Consider the following 19079-nt stretch of genomic DNA (forward strand, 5'->3'; position numbering starts at 1 on the left):
ATTCTTGCGGATGGAGGGTATGTCGGCCACCCCTTTGCCAAGGCCGTTGAAGAACTTCTGGGCGCCAAGGTTCAAATCGCCAAACGCAACCAGTTGCATACCTTTGCTGTCCTACCCCAGCGCTGGGTGGTTGAGCGGTCATTTGCCTGGATCGAAAAATGTAGGCGTTTGTGGAAGAACTGCGAGCGCAAACTCAACACAAGCTTGCAGTTCATACATCTTGCATTCCTGGCGCTTTTGCTCAAAAGATCGTGAACAGGTTCTAAGCGAATCAGATACAATTCGAGCCGTTCTTGCAAATCGAAATCTAGGCACGCGCCTTAAACAGGTCACTTGCACAACGGTGGACTCCTTCAAAGCGGTAATGCCACGTCAATACGCCGGAATTAGGTACGTTCACCTTGGTGGGCATGGGTCAAAGGCAGGTTTGGGCTTTATCGGGGGCGCAATCTCTTGGGTTGATATTGGCAAAAAACTAATTGCCATGTTCCCAACACTCCCAGAAGGCCAGCAGCGCGTTCTCACCCTTTCGTGCTGTTACTCACGCGATGGCGCAACTGCGCTGGCAAAAACCCTTAAAGGGCACTTCACAGCCATTTACCATTTCGTTCCAGAAAAAATTGGGTTCTCGACAGCAATCACAACGTGGAGCATGTTTTACCTTAAGAAGAAGCTCGTTCACCCGCACTCTGCCGTCAAAGACAGCATCAACAAATTCATGGGCGAAGACATCCTGCGCTTTGTTCCAGTCTAACATGGCGCTCAAGGTAATATAAAGAAGCCCCGTTTTAGTGAGGTATGCCTTCCGAGTAATCAGATCAAAAACTAGCACCGTGGCGGCTAATATCACAATCCACCGAACCTCTGGCAAGCTATGCTTGTCAGAGGTTCGGTGATTTTCATCGTTAAATGTCCGCTTTTCAAGAATCTGATCGCCCACAACGGATCGAAGTAGGCATTGGACAGTCACTTCGCCCCTACTTCTTGAGCGATGCTAAAATCGCGCCATACGCGGTGTACATAGTGCGAGAGGCAAATATCAGCCCTACGCCGTGTTTTGCATTAGCACATTGAAGGGGGAAACACCTGTGGGTTTGCAAGAGGGACTAGAGCGAGTACTCCATGCGTATCTGGCAGCTAGCCAAGAAAGCTTTACTAAACATGAACCAGCAAACTTCATTCGAGGAGAATTACGCGATATCGTCGCCCGCACGGTCGGCGAGGACGAACGCCTCGTTTTTAAGGGCAGTGCGGGCCAAGGCAATTGGGCACGCGGTCCTTGGATAGGAATTTTTGACAAGCTCGTCACTGGCGGAGCGCAAAGCGGCTATTACCCAGTCTATCTGTTTCGCGAAGATATGACAGGAATATACCTTAGCCTCAATCAAGGAATGACAGAAGCGAAGAAAATCTATAAATCTGACGCCAAGACTGCATTGCAATCGCGCTCAGCCAACTTCCGTGCCATGCTTGGCAAGGATATCGGTGACTTTCGAGACTTCAGCATCGATTTGCGTCCCTCCGAACCCAATAATGATACGGCCTTCTACGAGGCAGGGAATATTTGTGCCAAGTTTTATCCCTTGGGACACCTCCCAAACGACACTCAACTGACGACGGATCTCACAAATATAGTCCAACTGTATAAAAGCCTTGTTCAGGGTGAAACCAGTAGCGAAGTGAGCAATACAGCCCCGGAGGGGGATGAACCGCCACAACTAGCATACGAAGATGCCACACGTTTTCGTATGCACAAACGCATCGAACGTAACGCAAGTCTAGCCAAAGCGGCAAAAAAACATCATGGTTATACTTGCCGAGTATGTAAAACCAACTTTGAAGCACGTTACGGGGAAATCGGTAAAGAATATATTGAAGCTCATCACCTTCAACCTCTAGCTTCAATCAAGGGAAAGAAGGTTGCAATGAATCCCGCAACAGACTTCGTGGTACTTTGCTCAAACTGCCATCGGATGATTCATCGTTCTGGCTGCGTCGATGACATAGAATTATTTATAAAGCTGCATTTCCTGGGCTAACCGAACAGTCTCATTTTTGACCTATTGGAATTTTCAACAAACAGCGATCCACGTGCTTGCGACTCAAACCAGGCTCCATTATGACAAAGCCGCCCGCAGGCGGCTTTGTCATATCTACGTCCCCTCCCCTGCTACGCCGCCAACCGCTGCCGCGCTACCTGAGCGTACTCGGCGGATAGCTCACAGCCCAGCCACTGGTAGCCTTCCTGCGCGGCTGCCACCAAGGTGGTGCCACTCCCGGCAAACGGATCAAGGATCACCCCGCCGGGCTGGCAGATTTTTACGAGGGAACGCATCAGTTCGGTGGGCTTGCCGGTAGTGTGGTGTTTGTCTGCTGCCTTGATGCTCACCCGGTACACCCCAGGCAATACGCCCACACCACGTTGCAAAGGCATGTCGCCCTTGCTGCCCCATACCACGTATTCAGCCTGCTGGCGGAATCGCCCAGGCTGGGGGCGTACCCCCTCGGTCTTGTCCCATACGGTAATGCCGCGCCACAGGAAGCCTGCCCCTTGCAGGGCATCGGTGGTGGTCGGCAACTGGCGCCAGTCACTGAAGAGGCAGACCGGCGCGCCGGGTTTCAACACCCGGTAGCATTCGGATAACCACAACAGGCTCCAATGTAGATGGGATCGCTGATCGCGGTGGTCGCCCAGGAACTCCGGGTAACTTGCACCATTGGAACCCAGGTATTTTTTGGATGTGACGGCCTGCTTGGCGCTGATGTGCAGCCCTCCGCTTGAGTAGGGCGGATCGGTGATCAGGGCATCGGCGCTGTGGTCTGGCAGGGCCGCCAGAAACTTGAGGCAGTCCCCTTGTTGCAGGGTATTCAATGGCATTGATTGGGTTTGTTTCTTCATGGGCGTTTCTCTTGTTTAGACTTATGGTGTTGCATTGGTGGCCAAGGCATAGGGCGTGAAGCTCACGACCTCTTCCCCCAGCCAATCGTTTATTTCAAGCATGCGGGATTGCAGCGGGGCCACCTCATTGGCGGCAAACACGGCGGCGGCCTGGGCGGCATCCCCAAATCCCCCTGTGTTGTGCGGGATGATGCCAAGAAGCTGCGGCGGTACGCGGTGGGCGGCCAACTGGTCGTCACGCGTCACGTTCTTGATGTGCAGGAATTCATCTTTGGCGGCGACCTCTGAGACGGGCAGCAGTTGCAGGCCGTCTTTCTTGCCGCCAGGGGCGTACATGAAGAGGTTCCTGAAGTTGCCCGGCCCTTTTGAATTCCTCAAGGCTTCGCGCAGGTTGTCGACATCCTTCTGATTGTGCGCGGGGTCGGTCATGTAGAAAATGAACCCGGCATGCGAGCCGTTGAGGTAATACTTGCGCCTAAAAAGTGTGGCCGACTCATTGAGCAATACACTACTCATGGCCGCGAGGTATTCCGGCAGGCCATAAACTTCCTGGTTGATATCCGGCTCCATCAAGTGAAACACTTCACCGGGGGCGAATGCATGATCCAGTTGGCCAGCCCGCAAAAAGTAGTAGGTTTCCAAGTCCAGCCCACGCCGGGTGTATTTGGCCAAACTGGTCTTCAGTTGCAGCGTGCCGCCCAGGCGGTTACTGATACGCTCCATATAGGCATTGCCAAAGGTCAGGTAATCCAGCACAAAGCGGCTGAACTCTGCCCGGCTCAATAGCTTGTGTGGCTGAAATGTGCTGACAAGGATGTTGCGCTTCACGTACATGGGGCTGGCGTGATGCACCGTGGCCCTAAAGACCTGGGCCAGTGCATGCATGGAAATGGGCGGCTCATACCACTTGCCATTGCCGACGCATTCCAGATAATCAAACAGCTCGCGCCGGTCCAGTACCGGGAGCGGATCGCCAAAGCTGAAGGCGCCCCACTCGCCAGAAGAGAGCGGGCGGGTGTCCGGCAGGCCGTTGGCGCTCAGGTGTTCGGCTGTGTGGGGGTGGCTGGCTTGGCTGGTATTGCCTGTGTTGCCGGTTTGTTGGGTGCGGCCCCGTTTCTTGCTCATCCAAAAATCTCCATAAATCCGGTGTTGGTGGTCGTCGCCCCTTCAAGGGGTTCATTGAGTAATGCATGCAGGCAGGCCCAGGCCAGATCGGCGTGGCTCGTCTCTTCACTGCGCCCGGCTTCAAAAGTGATTTGTCGCCCGCTGGCGGTGGTGGTCTTCTTGATGGCCATGAAGGCGGCGGCCAGATCCGTCCAGCCCGCGTCAAACTCAAGGCGCCCGCGCTCAATGATGTTCAAGGCCTTCAAAACCATGCGCACCTTCAAGTCGGGCGAGTAATTGAGGCCCACCGCCATGGGGAAGAACTGGCGAACGAGTTGATACACGCCCTGCCCCAGGCCGGTGGTATCAATGGCGATGTGCTGCACGTTATAGGTGTGGGTCAGCAGTTCGATACGCTTGGCCTGCTCCTCAAAATCCAGCCCCTGGAACTGCATACGATCCAGCACGCGAAACTTGCCACCGGCTACCACAGGGGGCGCGATCACCACCAGCCCAGCACTGTCCCCCGTGTGGCTGGGGTCGTAACCGATCCAGACCGGGCGGTCGGCAAAGGGCCGGGCATGGAAGGGGCGGAAGTCTTCCCACACCTCCCAGGAGTCCACCATGCAGCGCTGCAGCAGTGAGAGCGGAAAGACTGAGCGGCCATCATCAATGAACTGGCACATGAAAAGCTGCAGGAACTCTTCCGGCGAATACTCCAAGCGCAATTGCTGGATATCGAAAAGATCACAGCCACTGGCCGCAGCATCCAGAATCGTGACGATCTGGCGCCATTGGCCATCCTCGCAATGTCGACCACCCGCTAAAGCCTCATGGCGGATATCCAGCTCGATCTGCTCAGACTTGGGCCGCCCCTTGTTGAAGAGTGTGCCTGCCCAAAACGGATAGGCTTCATGGGTCAAGGTCGACGGTGTAGAAAAGTAGGTCTGGCGCCAGCGCTTCTGGCTCGCCATGCCGCTGGCCACCTTGCGAAGGTCGCGGAATTTCTGAATCCAGAAATACTCATCAAGGTAGAGGTTGCCGTGGTAGCTCTGCGCCGTGCGGCTGTTCGTGCCCAGGAAGATCAATTCCGCTTCGTTCGGTAGCAGGATCTTCTCGCCGCGCAGTTCCACATCCGCCGTGGTGCGGGCGAACTCTTGGATGTAGCTCTTGAACTGGTGGGCTTGCGCTTTGCTCGCAGACAGGAATATCTGATTGCGCCCGGTCTTCAGGGCATCAATCAGGGCTTCACGCGCGAAGTAGAAGGTCGCGCCGATCTGGCGGCTCTTCAGCAGATTGCGGATGCGCTCTTGCAACCCGGCCCGGTACCAATGCTTCTGGTAGCCAAACAGGCCATCCATGAAGGCATCTTCCATGCGCCGCTGCTGCGCTTCGCTGATCGCATTCCGTTCGGGCGGCTTGCGGGTGCTGCCCCGGTTGCGTTCGGCAATCGCCGGGTTCAGATCGCCCTCACGGCCTGTGCCCTGGTAGCGCTTGATGCGGGCTTGGCGCTCAAGCAAGCGCCCCAGCGCGTCAATTTCCTTGTAATCCGCATTGGATTTGGATTCCTTGGCGATCAGGAGATTGAGGCGCGATTCGGTGACGTATTCAATCCGGGTAAGTGCATCGGCTTCATCCCACTTGCCACGACGCTTCCAACTGTGCACAGTAGAAGCGCGCACCTGCAAACGCCGGGCAATCTCTGAGACCCGGTAGCCCTGGTAGTACAAATCCCGCGCCCGTGCTTGTAGCGTGTCGTCAGTCACTACAGCCTGAACGGTATCAGCAGCGCCTGCACGATGATCACTGAAGGGGGAAGTATTGGTCTTGTCCATCAGGCCAATGTGCCTGTCTCGCCCGCCCTATACCACCTATGCAAAACGTATAGCCCTGGTTTTACAACAGGGTTTTATTGAGGCAAACGCCTCGCTGGCCGACACTGTGTCCATCGCAAACATCACGCACACAGGACACCGACATGGCCGGGCAAGCAAAGAAGCAATCCAAGTATTTCCGCATCGCCACCGAAGGGGCCACCACCGATGGGCGCACGATTGAGCGCGCCTGGATCGAGCAGATGGCCAAGAACTACAACCCGCAAACATATGGCGCCCGTGTGAATCTGGAACACATCAAGGGGGTGATGCCACTGCCCGGCTCCCCCTTTGGTGCCTATGGTGATGTGCTGGCTTTGAGTACGGAAGAAGCGGACGGCAAGTTGCGTCTCTTGGCGCAAATCTCCCCCACGGATGATCTCGTGACACTGAATAAGGCCCGCCAGAAGGTGTATACCTCCTGCGAGATCAACACGAACTTTGCCGAAACCGGGGAAGCCTATCTGGTGGGGCTGGCCGTGACCGACAACCCGGCAAGCCTGGGGACTGAAATGCTGCAATTCTCGGCTCAAGCAACAGTCAATCCGCTGGCCGTCCGTAAAACCCANCCGCATAACCTCTTTAGCTCTGCCGCTGAAACCGTGATGGAGTTTGAAGACGTCACCACGATTCCCGGTCTGGTGGAGCGCATCAAGACAATGTTTGCCCGGCGCGAACAAGGGGATGACGCCCGCTTTGCCGATGTGCACGGCGCGGTGGAAACCATTGCCACCCAGGTGGTGGAAGTGGAAACCAGGCTTTCTCAATGCGGGGCCGGGGTGGCCAAGGTCGAAGTGCTTGCCGCCGCCCATGAAAAGCTCGCTCAGGAGTTTGCCGCGCTCAAGGTGCAACTCTCAGGCCAGCAAGGCAGCCCTGAACGTCCGCACGCCACCGGTGGCACGGGTGCAATTCAGACCGATTGCTGAAACCCCAAGCCGACACCGCCAACCCCGACAGACACCCAAAAATGACAATGGAGAAACACCGCCATGCGTAACGAAACCCGCAAAGTCTTTAATGCCTTCACCGCCCAGGTAGCCACCTTGAATGGTGTGCCCAATGCGGCTGAAAAATTTGCCGTCACGCCCACCGTGCAGCAGAAGCTGGAAACCAAAATGCAGGAGAGCAGCGCCTTCCTGCAAAAGATCAACATCATGGGGGTGACTGAACAATCCGGCCAGATCCTGGGCCTGGGAGTGGGCGGGCCGATTGCTTCCCGGACGGACACCACGCAGAAGGAACGCAGCACGCGCGACATCACCACGATGGATGAACGCGGCTACCAATGCGTGCAGACCAACTATGACACGCACCTGACCTACGCCAAGCTCGATGCCTGGGCCAAGTTCCCGGATTTCCAGACCCGCATCCGTGATCTGATCGTCACGCGTCAGGCACTGGACCGCATCATGATCGGCTGGAACGGCGTCCGTGCTGCGGTGGAAACCGATCTGACGAAAAACCCGCTCCTGCAGGACGTGAACAAGGGCTGGCTGCAGCTCATCCGTGAATACAGCAATGGCGCGCTCTTCATGACAGAGGCGAAGGCCGGTTCCGGTACAGTCAAAATCGGCAACAGCGTAGACAAGTATGATGGCTACAAGAATCTGGATGCCCTGGTCATGCACTTGGTCAGCAACAACATCAAACCCTGGCACCGTGAAGACCCGGGGCTGGTGGTGATCATGGGGCGCGGCCTGCTGGAAGACAAATACTTCCCCCTGGTCAATCGGGATCAACGCGCCACCGATGTGCTCGCCACGGATGTGATCATGAGCCAGAAGCGTGTGGGCGGCCTGCAGGCGGTGACCGTGCCCTTCTTCCCTGAAAACACCTTGCTGGTCACACGCCTGGATAATCTGTCGATCTACTATCAGGAAGGTGGGCGTCGCCGTGCCGTGCTCGATGAGCCCAAGCGCGACCGCATCGCCAACTATGAGTCGAGCAATGATGCCTACGTGATCGAGAATTACGAATGCATCGCCGCCGCTGAAAACATCCAGATCATCGAAGATCCGGCGTCACAGGGGAATGCTGCGACCGCCCCGGCCAGTACCGCTACAACGGGTGCCTGATGATCAACCACGCCAAAGCCCATATGGAGCGCTGCTTGGCCGCCCTGGCGGCCAAGCAGGGCGTGGCCAACGCCCGCCACCACGCGACCGGTTACGAGTTGATGTTGGCCAAGCTGGATGAAGACCGGCGGCGCCTGCATCAGATTCAATCCACCCAACGCAAAATCGCAGTCAAGCGCGAACTCTTGCCCGAGTATGCCGCGTGGGTGGAAGGGGTGCTCGCCGGAAAATCCGGGGTGCAAGATGATGTGTTCATGATGGTGATGCTCTGGCACATCGATGTGGCCGACTTCGCTTCTGCCCTGACGCTCGCCCGCTATGCGCTCACCTACAAGCTCGTGATGCCGGATCGCTTCAAGCGCACGGTGGCTTGCCTGATCGCCGAAGAAATGGCCGAGACCACCTTACGGGCTAACACAGTCGATCAGGCCAACTATGCCGAATGCTTGGCGGACTGCATGGCCTTGACCGCCCATGAAGACATGCCCGATGAGGTGCGCGCCACGCTGCACAAGGCAGCGGCCTATGCCATGCTGGCGCAGAAGCGAGTCACCCCGGATCGATTGCGGCAGTGTCTCGCGTGGCTACAGCGTGCCTTGCAACTCTATGAGCGCGTGGGCGTGAAAAAGGACATTGAGCGCATTGAACGCGAATTGAAGAACCTGGAAGGCTCAGGCTGACCGCCTGAGTCTCCCACACCGGGCGCACCCCGCACCTGGGCGGCTCAGGGCGAAGGTGGAGACATGGCTTGCCATTGTCAAAATCTTCTGCCCTGACCACCGCCCCCCATAGACACCCCACTCACACCCCACTGCCAGCACACAACAAGAAAGGCTGAACGGATATGACAACAGTAAATCCTCTTGGCATGAATACAAATCCCTTCGGCTCAAGCCCCGTCGTCAGTGTGGGCGCAGACCCTGCGGGGGTATCCGGTGGCGTCATTGATACCGGCCCCTTCTGGCCTGTCGTTGATCCACGCAAGGCACGTCTGGCCATGCGCCTGGATGGCACGGTACTGGAAGAACGCTTGCGGGCGGCTTTGGTGGAAGCGGCGATATCGGCCATTGAAACGCTTTCCGACTGGAAGTTTGCCTGCCTTGCTGAAGGCTTCACCGCGCTGGCCCAAGTGCCTGCCCCCCAGGTGGATGGCGAATCCATTCATGTGCATCGCTTCTTGCGCGCTGTGCATTGCATGGCCGCTGCCAACCTCGCGGAACGTTACCGGGGCTTTGATGCCACCGGGGCCGGTGCCCGGCATGCGGAACTGGTGGAGTCCCCGATTGAGGATCTGCGCCGCGATGCGGCCTGGGCGCTCGCAGATATCCAAGGCCGTGGGCGTACCACGGTGGAGTTAATTTGATGGATCAGATGAGTCTAAAAACATGATTGCCACGGCCCGCCAAGGCGAAACACTGGACGCTCTGTGCTGGCGCATGTATGGCGCCACGGCTGGTTATGTCGAACAGATTTTAGTGGATAACCCCGGCATGGCTGCCTTGGGGCCGTTTCTCCCTCACGGCACCCAGGTGGTGATGCCTGACCCGGCCACCTCTACAACGGGAAGCAATACGACCACGACGGCGGCAACGGTCAATCTTTGGGATTGAAAGACTATGACAACATCAAACACCACTTTGGCGAGCTACGGCACCAGTGTATTTCTCACCCTCAAGGGGCTGTATCAATCTGCCTCCGATGCTTGGGCCGGTATGCCATTGGAAAGCAAGATCGGCGTGGCCTTGGGGGTCGGCACCTTTGCCATTAACTGGTACTACAAGCGTCGTCGGGATCAGCGCGAAGTGGCGGCCCTGACTTCAGGACGGCTTGTGGAGATTGTGACCGGCACCGGGAAGGGCATCAGCGATGACGACTAAGCGCACCCTGGCCACCGTGGTGGGGGCCGCTGCTGCGGCCATGCTGGTGACTTTCATTCCCAAGGAGGAAGGCGTCAGCCAAGTGGGTTATCGTGATCCGCTGGGCATTCCCACCAAATGCATGGGGGATACGCATGATGTGGTGGTCGGCAAGACCTATACCGCAGCCCAATGCAGGGCGAGCATGGAGCAAGCCTTGATCACCCATTGCAGCCCGGTGGTGGAGTCTGCCCCGGCTATCCGCGCACATCCCTTTGCGCTGGCGGCGGCCTGCTCCTTCACCTACAACGCGGGGGTTGCCGCCTGGAAGCATTCGGACGCCTACCAGCACGCAAAGCGCGGCCAATGGACCGATATGTGCCGCGCCTTGCAGATCGACGACAAGGGGCGCGCGATCTTTGTGACCGGGCGGGATCGACGCACCGGGCAACGCATCCGGCTGGAAGGTCTGGTCAAGCGCCGTGCCCTGGAACGCCTCATCTGCGAGGCAGGCATCAGCAACACACAACCCTGGCAGCCCACCCCGGCAACCCGCACAGAGTTCAATCAACTGATGCGCGACTACGCCCAGGAAGCCGCCCGCCCTGAATACAACCTGATGGACATCGCACCATGAATATCAAACAATTTCCTTTCTTCAATTTCCAGATAAAGCCCATCTCGATTGCACTAAATTTATTACTCATTTCGAGTATTTGCCTCTTTGTTTATGTAGTTTGTAAGACTTCTGCTCCCCAGCCAGAAAACACCGCGCCTGCTGCCGCCCAATCCCAGGCCGATGGCAGCCAGATCCTGGCACGCACCCCAAAACAGGAAGCCTTGCCCCCTGCCCCGCATGTAATCCCCAAAGGTGCGGTGGAAGAACGGCGTATCTCGGTGACGGTCAAACCCCGCCCCGCATCTCTCCACCCGTACCCAAAAACCGCCGCCACTCCGCCAGCGGATCAATCCAGCCCCCCGGCCCAGGCGCAGACCGATTGCGCCCCGGTGACGGTAGATTTGTCATTGATCCGCCAGAACGGGGGGCGGCGCGTGATCGCATCCAGCCCGGACGGCATCGTCATCGGTGGCCTGGATATCCCGATTGAGTCGGCCTTGCTGCCTGCCGCTCACCCCTGGGCCGCTGGCTTGAGCGTGGGCCATGACAAAAGCCCAGGCGTGTGGCTGGAACGCGACCTGGGGCGCATCCGCCTGGGTGCTGAAGCGTTACGCGAACGGGCGGGCGATTTGCAGGCCCGCGTGCGTGTCGGCTGGAGTTGGTAGGCCATGATCAAACCCGCCAGCCTGCGCGAGGCGCTCATCCGTGCCAATCCGCATATCAGCACCTCACCGGATAACTTCGCCCTCTTCATTGATGAAGGCGAAGTCCACGCCAGCTTGAGCCGTGCCCAGGGCTGGCGCTATCAATACACCTTGAATATCGTCTTGGTGGATTTTGCAGGCCACCCGGATAGCCTCTTTGCCCCTTTGCTGGCCTGGGTGGCCACGCATCAATCAGACCTACTGCAAAACCCTGACCGCCCCAAGATCAGCTTTGAGGTGGAGATTCTGAATGATCAGACCTATGACATCGCTATCAAGCTGAAGCTCACCGAATCGGTGGTGATCAGCACGGCAGACGGAAAGGCAGACGGCCCGCTCATGGCCCAGCACAAACCAGAACCGGTCATTGAAGGCATGGAAGCCCCCGGCGCCGGGTGGGAACTCTACCTGCATGGTGTTGAGACTGACTGGCCCATCACAGACCCGGATAGCGTAAAACAGCCATGAGTGATGATCTTGCCCCGCTAGAAGCGAACCTTGCGGGCTTGATCGCCCACACCAGTGATACCGCCCGGCGCCAGATGGCCCGCGAGTTGGCCACGAAACTCCGCACCACCCAGGCCAAGCGCATTGCCACCCAGCAGAACCCGGACGGCAGCCCCTACGCCCCGCGCACCTCCCGCCTTGCCTCCCAGGGGCGCATCCGTGCCAAACTCGCAGCCCGCAAGAAGCGCGGCCAGATGTTCAAGAAGCTGCGTACCACCAAGTACCTCAAAGTTGAGGCCAGCCCCAACGCGGCCACCATCACCTTCAAAGGCCCGGTACAGGCTATAGCCCGCGTACATCAGTTTGGCTTGAAGGATCGCGTCAGCCGAAAACTTGGGGCGCTGACCATCAAGTATCCGGCCCGGCAACTATTGGGCATCACGAACACAGAACGGGCGATGATTGAAAACGTCGTGTTGGATCATCTGGCCAAGTAGGCCAAACACCCACATTTACCTCCAAACAACCTTGCGACATTGATCACACCTTCTTGGGTAGGAGACTACACATGACGTTTGGGCGGGGGTATGCTAAGTAATGTAGCCAATCAGAATTGAAGGCTAATTGACCAACGGACACTTCGAAAAATCTCATTTTCCACAAATGCGGTGTAATACTTAAGGCAACGGCGTTGGCTAACTGCAGGGAGTTTTCATAATACTTTATGCTCGACAGTCAGTTATTGCCTCAGGCTCCTTCACAATGCGAATATATACGGAGGTAATTTGTACCTATGACTCAATTTACCCCAGCCTATATTGAACAACTCTGCGATGATTGGTGCTTGGCCTCAGTCACATCCGAGGAAAAAATTGAAACCGGGTCGAGGACAGAGAAATTTCGACTGTTGGCAAATGGAGTCAATTTCTACGAACTCAGTCATGAAACGCTGAGCACGGCACTGATCGGTCTTTCTAAAGTTCTACTTCGTCCGGGCTTCAACACCTTCATAGACCATGACCACTATGAGCTATGGTCATGGTGTGGGGAGTTGCTTTTGAACCCACGCTCCCAATTATTCCCACCCACGCAACACGAAATCAAGTCACTCTACGAAACATCAATTCACGCAGCATTGGCGAATTGCAGGAGACCGCCAGCATCAGTTCAGGAAACGATGGAACAATGGCAGACGAAAATGCACATCCAGGCATTGCAACCTCACCACGCAAAACTGCTTCTTCAAAAATCCCACTTGGTTCTTGCTTATCTCAGTTTCCCTCTACTAGAAGCAGTTCTGAAGCGAGCCTGCGCAACTTTTGTTGCCTTTGATGGGCAGGTTCTTTCTGCCTTCTCAGTTCCAAATAAGAAAGGCAACCCAAAGAGCTATGACCCAAATGGAAAAACGTTGCGTGATCGCCAATGCAGCAGCTTACGTGACCTGTTGTTTTTGCACAAATCAATGGTTGCACCCCCACAACTAAAAGTACTGTTGGATAAGTTCTGTACTCATCTCTCATCGCTTGATGGAACCCAAGACCCATTCGACCTGCTTTACCGGTGGAGAAATCAGTCACTTCATGGCTCTACAAACATACAGACCATTGGTGGGTCCGTGCTAAATCTATCTCTCCTGATTTCACTATTTGAAATGGAAAGTGGATTTGAACAATACAGATTGGAAGTTCTTGATCATTGCAGACGGGAATCTCAATCATCACACAAGAATGATTGGTCATTCTACCCACCTTATTGAAAAGTCAATTTGGCAAACAACACTCGACAAACAGCGAGAATGCACACATAGGGTCCAGACTTTTCCGCCACAGCTTAAACAGATCTATTAAATTTAACGCTGCAGCACTTACATAACAGCATGTACAGTTCAGCAGACAAAATTGCTCCAATACATAGCTAGCAGACACTAAATCAACAACCAATGCAAAATCGCACCAAAAAAGCAGGGGAGACAATCCATGAAAGAATTTTACAGTTGGCTACAAAAGAATACCGGCATCAACATAGTTGTATTTCTCATTTCCGCGTGCAGTTCAGTCGTTACTATAGTTCTTGGATGGAATCAGTTTTATCAAGACTATTTATCTAAATCTATTAACATTCCAATATGGGTATTTATCATATCTCCATTTATTTACCTACTACTCCGCCCAATATACAAGCAACTTTACTCACCCAGTAAATCATTAAAGAAAGTTGAAGGCAAACAATTTGGGGTGCAACAAATCAACATTGACGGAATGTCATTTGAACGATGCAAATTCGATCACAGTCTACTAATATTTGAAGGAGTGAACAACTTTGAGATAATGTCGTGCGCATTTACACCAGCACCTAAAATTGCCTTCAATAGCCATGCTCAACTAACACTTCGTGCTCTTTCAGACCTGTATAAAGACCCCGTTTTCCGACCGCAGGTAGAAGCAACATTAATAAATATCAAGACTGGTGACCATCCGATCATCACCCCTTCCACTCCTCTCACTTAATACAATCAAAGGGGTTGTTAGGACTTCTTCCCCAGCTTGCGCAACATCATCATTTCCCGTCGTTATCTTTACTCCTACAACACCCACCACACGACATCTGATCTCCCGCTTGGCATCCTCTCTGCATGGATGCCAATACCCCCAACGCCGAATTCTCCGACCTGCTGCGCCGCTTCGAGAACCTGATCCGTACCGGCTCAGTCTTTGCAGTGCAGCACGCCAATCCACCCCGCGTGCGGGTGCGCTCTGGCGCGGGTGCGTCTGCGCTTGAAACCACCTGGCTGCCCTGGGTGGAATTACGCGGTGGAACGACCCGCACCTGGAACCCGCCCACAAAAGGCGAGCAGGTCATCGTCCTGTGCCCAAGTGGCGACCCAGCCCTGGGCGTGGTGATCCCTGCGCTCAATTCCGATGGCATTCCACCCCCGGATGATTCCCCTTCTACGCACGTCACCGAGTACCCCGATGGGGCGCGGGTGAGTTACGACCATGCGGCGGGGCATCTGGACATCTCAGGCATCAAGACGCTGTCCATCATTGCAAGCCAAAAGGCGCTATTCGATGTGCCAGAAACCGAATTTACGGGGAATGTCACTATCGGCGGCAATCTCTTGGTGCGGGGCTTGGCCAAGATCATAGGACTGCTCACCTACATGGCCGGTCTATCCGGTTTTGGTGGCGGTGCAGGCACGGTCATCTCGGGTTCGGTCAAGCAAACCGGGGGCAATTTCGTGACCGATGGCGATGTCATTGCGGGGAACATCAGCCAGCGTGGCCACACGCACCCTGAGCATGGCACCGGCGGCGGTACAACGGGAGGCCCGCAGTGATGGGTACTTCCTCTTCTTCCTCCACCGTCATGGCCACCACGGGCATGAATCCCGAAACGGGGCTTTTTGTCTCGGGGCTGGCGCATATCCAGATGTGCATCGGCCAGATTCTCAATACGCCTTTGGGTTCATGCGTGGCCCGGCGTGAATTCGGCTCGCTTCTGCCGTTCATGATTGATGCGCCGCTGAATCCGCTGACCCGTATCCGGGTGGTCGCCGCGTGTGCTGCGGCCATCCTGCGCTGGGAACCCCGCGTCACCCTCAAAACCGTCTATCTCACCCAGCCCACGGATTCTTCTTCCCCCGGCACCCTGATCGTGGATCTGGCCGGAACCGTGGTGGCCACTCAAACCCCCTTTAATTTGCGCGTACCCCTGGGGGCGGCGCTGAAGGTGTCGTCATGAGCACGATTGATCTGTCCNAACTCACCGCCCCGGATGTAATTGAAACGCTGGATTTTGAGACGCTCTTGGCCGCACGCAAGGCCGCCTTTATCGCGCTCTACCCGGCTGACCAACAGGCGGGCATTGTGGCAACACTAGCCTTGGAATCCGAACCGCTCACGCGTCTTTTGCAGGAGAACTGTTACCGGGAGATGATCTTACGCGCCCGGTATAACGACGAAGCGCGCGCCGTGATGCTGGCCTATGCCACCCAGGGTGATCTGGATCACATCGGCGTGACCTATTACCGCGAACCCCGCTTGCTCGTCACGCCTACCGATACCACCGCCGTGCCCCCTGTAGCGGCGGTGTATGAATTAGATGAAGCCTACCGTGCGCGTCTCGCGTCCAAGCCAGAGAGCTATTCCACGGCAGGGCCAACGGACGCCTACAAGTGGTTTGCCAAGAGTGCGGATGCACGGGTGCTGGATGCCTATGTCGACAGCCCCACGCCGGGCACTACGCGGGTGACGATCCTCTCCACTGAAGGCGATGGCACCCCCACCCAGGATTTGCTGGCTATCGTATCGGCGGCCTTGAACAGTGAAACAGTACGGCCCTTGTGTGAAGAGGTGATCGTTACAGCGGCCCAGGTGATCCGCTATACGCTGGATATCACGCTCTTTATTCTGCCCGGCCCGGATAGCGCGGTGGTGGTCACCGAAGCCAAGCAGGAATTGGCGCTCTACGCTGCTGCCCGTCACCGCCTGGATTATGACGTGACCGTCTCGGGCATCCATGCTGCGGCCCACCGCTCAGGGGTGCAACGGGCGGTGATCAACACGCCAGCGGATGGGATTGTCTGCACCGGGCAGCAAGCCGCGTATTGCATGGGCATTACCGTCACGCCTGCGGGGGTGGATCAATGAGTACGGATACTTCAGGGGTGGCGGTTTCTGCTGCTGGCCGTCTGTTACCCCCCAATGCCACGCCCCTGGAGCGCCGGGCGGCCCAGGCGCTGGCTTGGGATGTGTCATCGCGCATGCCTGCCGATCTGGTGCCCACATTATGGGACGCAAACTCCTGCCCGGCAGCTCTGCTGCATATCCTGGCTTGGGCCGAATCGGTCGATACGTGGGACGCCACATGGCCTGAAGAGCGCAAGCGCGCCGTCATCAAAGAATCCCGTGCCATCCACCGCCAGAAAGGCACGCCTGCGGCGATCCGCCGTGTGCTGGCCGCTTTGGGTCACCCCGATGCTGAAATCATGGAGCGCTGTGATATCTGGCAGCGAGATGGCACCCAGCTTCGCAATGGTCGCCGCGAACATGGCGGCTCTTTGAGTTGGGCACGCTTCAAGGTGTTTTTGCATCGGCCCGTCACGATTGACCAAGCCCGCCAGATTCGCACCGCGATCATGCAGGTGACGCGCAATTGCTGCCACTTGGCAGAACTCAATTTCAATGAAGCCGCCAACCGTCACAACGGCACCGCCCGACGTGACGGCCAATATACACGCGGCATTATTTCCGACAGGAGCATTTGATGGGCACTATCAACAATGAGACCAACCTGACAGAATCCCCCACTTGGGAGGCGGGGGTCTATGAGTTTCAGACCACCGACCCCGTACAGGGTGGGCCGGATGGCCTGGACAACAAGCCCACGCGACAACTGGCCAACCGTACCCAGTTCCTGCGCGCTTTGTGCGAGGCGCTGGCCAACACTAAAGCGCCCCTGGAGTCTCCCGCGCTCACCGGTCAGCCGACCGCCCCCACGGCTGAAGCAAACAGCCATGACGAACAAGTGGCCAATACGGCCTTTGTACAGACCGCCATTGCGGCGGCGGTATCTTCCGCCATCGCTTCGCTCGTCAATAACTCCCCCGCTGCACTGGACACCTTGAACGAGTTAGCCACAGCCTTGGGCAACGACCCGAACTTTGCGACCACCATCACCAATGCGCTGGCCGCCAAAGCCCCGCTGGCCTCCCCTGCGCTCACCGGCACGCCCACCGGCCCCACGGCTGCTGCAGGCACCAATACCCTACAATTGGCGACCACGGCCTTTGTGCAAGCCGCGCTGAGTGGCAAACTCACCCAGACCCAAACCGATGCCCTGTATGCGGCCATTGGCCACACGCATAGCGGCTACGCCCCGCTGGCTTCTCCTGCACTGACCGGCACACCCACCGCCCCCACCGCAACGGCTGGCACGAATAACGCACAACTGGCCAATACAGCCTTTGTACAGGCAGCCATTGCAGCGGCGGTATCCTCTGCGATTGCTTCGCTCGTCAATAACTCCCCTGCTGCGCTGGATACGCTCAATGAGCTGGCCACGGCGCTGGGCAATGACCCGAACTTTGCGACCACCATCACCAATGCACTGGCCGCCAAGGCGCCCTTGGCGTCCCCTGCGCTCACAGGTACGCCCACCGGCCCGACCGCCGCAGCAGGCACCAATAACGCACAACTGGCGACCACCGCCTTTGTGCAGGCCGCTACGGGTGGCAAACTCACCCAGGCGCAGACCGATGCCTTGTATGCCGCCCTGGGGCACACACATAACGGCTACGCCCCGCTGGCCTCTCCAGCCCTCACTGGTACGCCTACCGCCCCCACCGCTGCAGCAGGCACCAACAATGCTCAACTGGCCAACACGGCATTTGTGCGCTCGGCATTGATGCAATTTGGTCTGGGCACCAATGACTTGAGTGATTGGGTGGGAGACATGAATGCGCTGACGACTTCCGGCTTGTGGCTGGCGGCGACCAGCACCAATGCGCCCAATCCGGCTATCTCGGCGTGGTTTGTGATCGTGCTCCCCAATGCCAATGGGCTGTATGCCGCACAGTTGGCGATGCCGCAAAGCGTCAATGAACTCTGGTTCAGAGCAGAGAACGCCGGGGTGTGGTCAGCATGGAGCAAAGTGGTCGGCTCCGACAGCCCGGCTTTAACGGGCGTCCCCACCGCTCCCACGCCCCCGGCGTGGAGCACCACAGATCAAGTCTCCAATGCCTACTATGTGCATAACTCAATCGATCTGCGCTTTCCATCGGACAGGGCGAGCTACTTTTGCTCAAACGGCTGGATCATTCAATTGGGCCGCGTCAATGTGGCCAACACGGGGGCATTCACCACGCTGACCTTCCCGGTGGCTTTTCCCAATCGGATGGTGTCCTTCGTGGGCAACATCATTTCTCCGGGGGTGAATGTCACCACAGTTTTAGCGAACGCGGACGCTGCTACCAAGACAGGCATTCCTGTGGCCGTCTACAACGTCGGGGGCGCTGGGGGCGGCACCACGCCCATCTTCTACCTTGCCATCGGCTTCTGATCGGATTGAACAGGACTGAACACGATATGACAAACAAGACCCTCTATTTCTCTGCCTCTCAATGTGGCTTCTATGATTCCGCGATCCACACCGAATTACCGGAAGACGCCATCGAAATCAGCGTGGGCACCCATCAGGCACTCATGGCGGCGCAAGGGGCTGGAAAGCTCATTGCAGCCGATGCCGAAGGATTACCCATCGCCATTGATCCCCCTGCCCCCAGCCTGGAAGTGCTGGCCACCCAGGTGCGTGCTCGGCGGGATGCACTGATTGCCACCACCGATTACCTTGTCATGCCCGATTACCCCATCACGGCCAAGCAGTTGGCCAGCGTCAAAGCCTACCGGCAGGCGCTACGCGATATCACCACGCAAGCCGGGTTTCCTGCGGATGTGGTGTGGCCCGAGGTTCCCGAGGTCGTGGGCAAATAATCACGCTTGAG

24 protein-coding genes are annotated in these 19079 nt (G+C 56.9%); 21 read left to right on the forward strand and 3 right to left on the reverse strand.

Features of this window, described 5'->3' with window-relative positions; all coding sequences use genetic code 11:
• The 3 genes from B145_RS0118735 to B145_RS0118745 form a co-directional block, all read left to right on the forward strand.
• A partial coding sequence (locus B145_RS0118735) for a transposase (protein WP_018609422.1) occupies positions 1-255 on the forward strand: 255 nt, incomplete at its 5' end.
• Positions 221-754, forward strand: coding sequence for a hypothetical protein (locus tag B145_RS0118740; RefSeq protein WP_211209886.1), 534 nt, complete (start codon positions 221-223; stop codon positions 752-754). The genes B145_RS0118735 and B145_RS0118740, both read left to right, overlap by 35 nt.
• A gap of 334 nt (positions 755-1088) precedes the next feature.
• Positions 1089-2039 carry an MrcB family domain-containing protein gene (locus B145_RS0118745; RefSeq protein ID WP_018609424.1) on the forward strand — a complete coding sequence of 317 codons (951 nt, stop codon included), beginning with the start codon at positions 1089-1091 and terminating at the stop codon, positions 2037-2039.
• Positions 2040-2170: 131 nt separating this feature from the next.
• On the opposite strand, the gene B145_RS0118750 is transcribed toward B145_RS0118745, so the two are convergent.
• From B145_RS0118750 to B145_RS0118760, 3 genes are read right to left on the reverse strand one after another with little or no spacing between them, the layout of a single operon-like run.
• The gene (locus B145_RS0118750) at positions 2171-2899 is read right to left on the reverse strand and encodes a DNA-methyltransferase (RefSeq protein ID WP_018609425.1); all 729 of its coding nucleotides are present in this window, start codon (positions 2897-2899) and stop codon (positions 2171-2173) included.
• Between the two features lie 21 nt (positions 2900-2920).
• Positions 2921-4024 (reverse strand): phage portal protein, encoded by a 1104-nt coding sequence (locus tag B145_RS0118755; protein ID WP_018609426.1) that lies wholly within the window; start codon positions 4022-4024, stop codon positions 2921-2923.
• Positions 4021-5838 carry a terminase ATPase subunit family protein gene (locus B145_RS0118760; protein ID WP_018609427.1) on the reverse strand — a complete coding sequence of 606 codons (1818 nt, stop codon included), beginning with the start codon at positions 5836-5838 and terminating at the stop codon, positions 4021-4023. Before B145_RS0118760 ends, B145_RS0118755 begins: the two co-directional genes overlap by 4 nt.
• Before the next feature lie 143 nt (positions 5839-5981).
• Between B145_RS0118760 and B145_RS0118765 the strand changes: the two genes are divergently transcribed.
• From B145_RS0118765 to B145_RS0118845, 18 genes are all read left to right on the forward strand, one after another.
• On the forward strand, positions 5982-6803 hold the full coding sequence (locus B145_RS0118765) for a GPO family capsid scaffolding protein (RefSeq protein WP_018609428.1): 822 nt from the start codon (positions 5982-5984) through the stop codon (positions 6801-6803).
• Between the two features lie 63 nt (positions 6804-6866).
• On the forward strand, positions 6867-7952 hold the full coding sequence (locus tag B145_RS0118770; RefSeq protein WP_018609405.1) for a phage major capsid protein, P2 family: 1086 nt from the start codon (positions 6867-6869) through the stop codon (positions 7950-7952).
• Complete coding sequence (gpM, locus tag B145_RS0118775; protein WP_018609407.1) at positions 7952-8632, forward strand: phage terminase small subunit; 681 nt, start codon at positions 7952-7954, stop codon at positions 8630-8632. Before B145_RS0118770 ends, gpM begins: the two co-directional genes overlap by 1 nt.
• A gap of 188 nt (positions 8633-8820) precedes the next feature.
• Positions 8821-9315, forward strand: a complete 495-nt coding sequence (locus B145_RS0118780) for a head completion/stabilization protein (protein ID WP_018609410.1) — start codon at positions 8821-8823, stop codon at positions 9313-9315.
• A gap of 22 nt (positions 9316-9337) precedes the next feature.
• The gene (locus B145_RS0118785; RefSeq protein ID WP_018609412.1) at positions 9338-9562 is read left to right on the forward strand and encodes a tail protein X; all 225 of its coding nucleotides are present in this window, start codon (positions 9338-9340) and stop codon (positions 9560-9562) included.
• A 6-nt stretch (positions 9563-9568) separates the two neighbouring features.
• Complete coding sequence (locus B145_RS0118790; RefSeq protein WP_018609429.1) at positions 9569-9829, forward strand: phage holin family protein; 261 nt, start codon at positions 9569-9571, stop codon at positions 9827-9829.
• The gene (locus B145_RS26285) at positions 9819-10445 is read left to right on the forward strand and encodes a glycoside hydrolase family protein (RefSeq protein WP_018609430.1); all 627 of its coding nucleotides are present in this window, start codon (positions 9819-9821) and stop codon (positions 10443-10445) included. The genes B145_RS0118790 and B145_RS26285 overlap by 11 nt, the downstream gene beginning before the upstream one ends.
• Positions 10442-11092, forward strand: a complete 651-nt coding sequence (locus B145_RS0118800; RefSeq protein ID WP_018609431.1) for a hypothetical protein — start codon at positions 10442-10444, stop codon at positions 11090-11092. The genes B145_RS26285 and B145_RS0118800 overlap by 4 nt, the downstream gene beginning before the upstream one ends.
• A 3-nt stretch (positions 11093-11095) precedes the next feature.
• Entirely contained in the window at positions 11096-11599 is a 504-nt protein-coding gene (locus B145_RS26290; protein ID WP_018609432.1) for a phage tail protein, read from the forward strand.
• The gene (locus tag B145_RS0118810; RefSeq protein ID WP_018609433.1) at positions 11596-12075 is read left to right on the forward strand and encodes a phage virion morphogenesis protein; all 480 of its coding nucleotides are present in this window, start codon (positions 11596-11598) and stop codon (positions 12073-12075) included. Before B145_RS26290 ends, B145_RS0118810 begins: the two co-directional genes overlap by 4 nt.
• Positions 12076-12371: 296 nt before the next feature.
• Positions 12372-13334 carry a hypothetical protein gene (locus tag B145_RS28795; RefSeq protein ID WP_157288515.1) on the forward strand — a complete coding sequence of 321 codons (963 nt, stop codon included), beginning with the start codon at positions 12372-12374 and terminating at the stop codon, positions 13332-13334.
• A 220-nt stretch (positions 13335-13554) separates the two neighbouring features.
• Entirely contained in the window at positions 13555-14085 is a 531-nt protein-coding gene (locus B145_RS26295; RefSeq protein ID WP_018609434.1) for a hypothetical protein, read from the forward strand.
• Positions 14086-14210: 125 nt separating this feature from the next.
• Entirely contained in the window at positions 14211-14915 is a 705-nt protein-coding gene (locus tag B145_RS26300) for a phage baseplate assembly protein V (protein WP_018609435.1), read from the forward strand.
• Positions 14915-15319 (forward strand): GPW/gp25 family protein, encoded by a 405-nt coding sequence (locus tag B145_RS0118825; RefSeq protein WP_018609436.1) that lies wholly within the window; start codon positions 14915-14917, stop codon positions 15317-15319. The genes B145_RS26300 and B145_RS0118825 overlap by 1 nt, the downstream gene beginning before the upstream one ends.
• Positions 15316-16227: a baseplate assembly protein gene (locus B145_RS0118830; protein WP_018609437.1), complete on the forward strand. Its 912-nt coding sequence runs from the start codon at positions 15316-15318 to the stop codon at positions 16225-16227. The genes B145_RS0118825 and B145_RS0118830 overlap by 4 nt, the downstream gene beginning before the upstream one ends.
• Entirely contained in the window at positions 16224-16844 is a 621-nt protein-coding gene (locus B145_RS0118835) for a phage tail protein I (protein ID WP_018609438.1), read from the forward strand. The genes B145_RS0118830 and B145_RS0118835 overlap by 4 nt, the downstream gene beginning before the upstream one ends.
• Positions 16844-18637 (forward strand): pyocin knob domain-containing protein, encoded by a 1794-nt coding sequence (locus B145_RS29140; protein ID WP_018609439.1) that lies wholly within the window; start codon positions 16844-16846, stop codon positions 18635-18637. Before B145_RS0118835 ends, B145_RS29140 begins: the two co-directional genes overlap by 1 nt.
• A 26-nt stretch (positions 18638-18663) precedes the next feature.
• Complete coding sequence (locus B145_RS0118845; protein WP_018609440.1) at positions 18664-19068, forward strand: tail fiber assembly protein; 405 nt, start codon at positions 18664-18666, stop codon at positions 19066-19068.
• The last annotated feature ends 11 nt before the right edge of the window (positions 19069-19079 follow it).

Origin of the sequence: Uliginosibacterium gangwonense DSM 18521, from assembly GCF_000373965.1 — a bacterium.
Classification (GTDB): domain Bacteria; phylum Pseudomonadota; class Gammaproteobacteria; order Burkholderiales; family Rhodocyclaceae; genus Uliginosibacterium; species Uliginosibacterium gangwonense.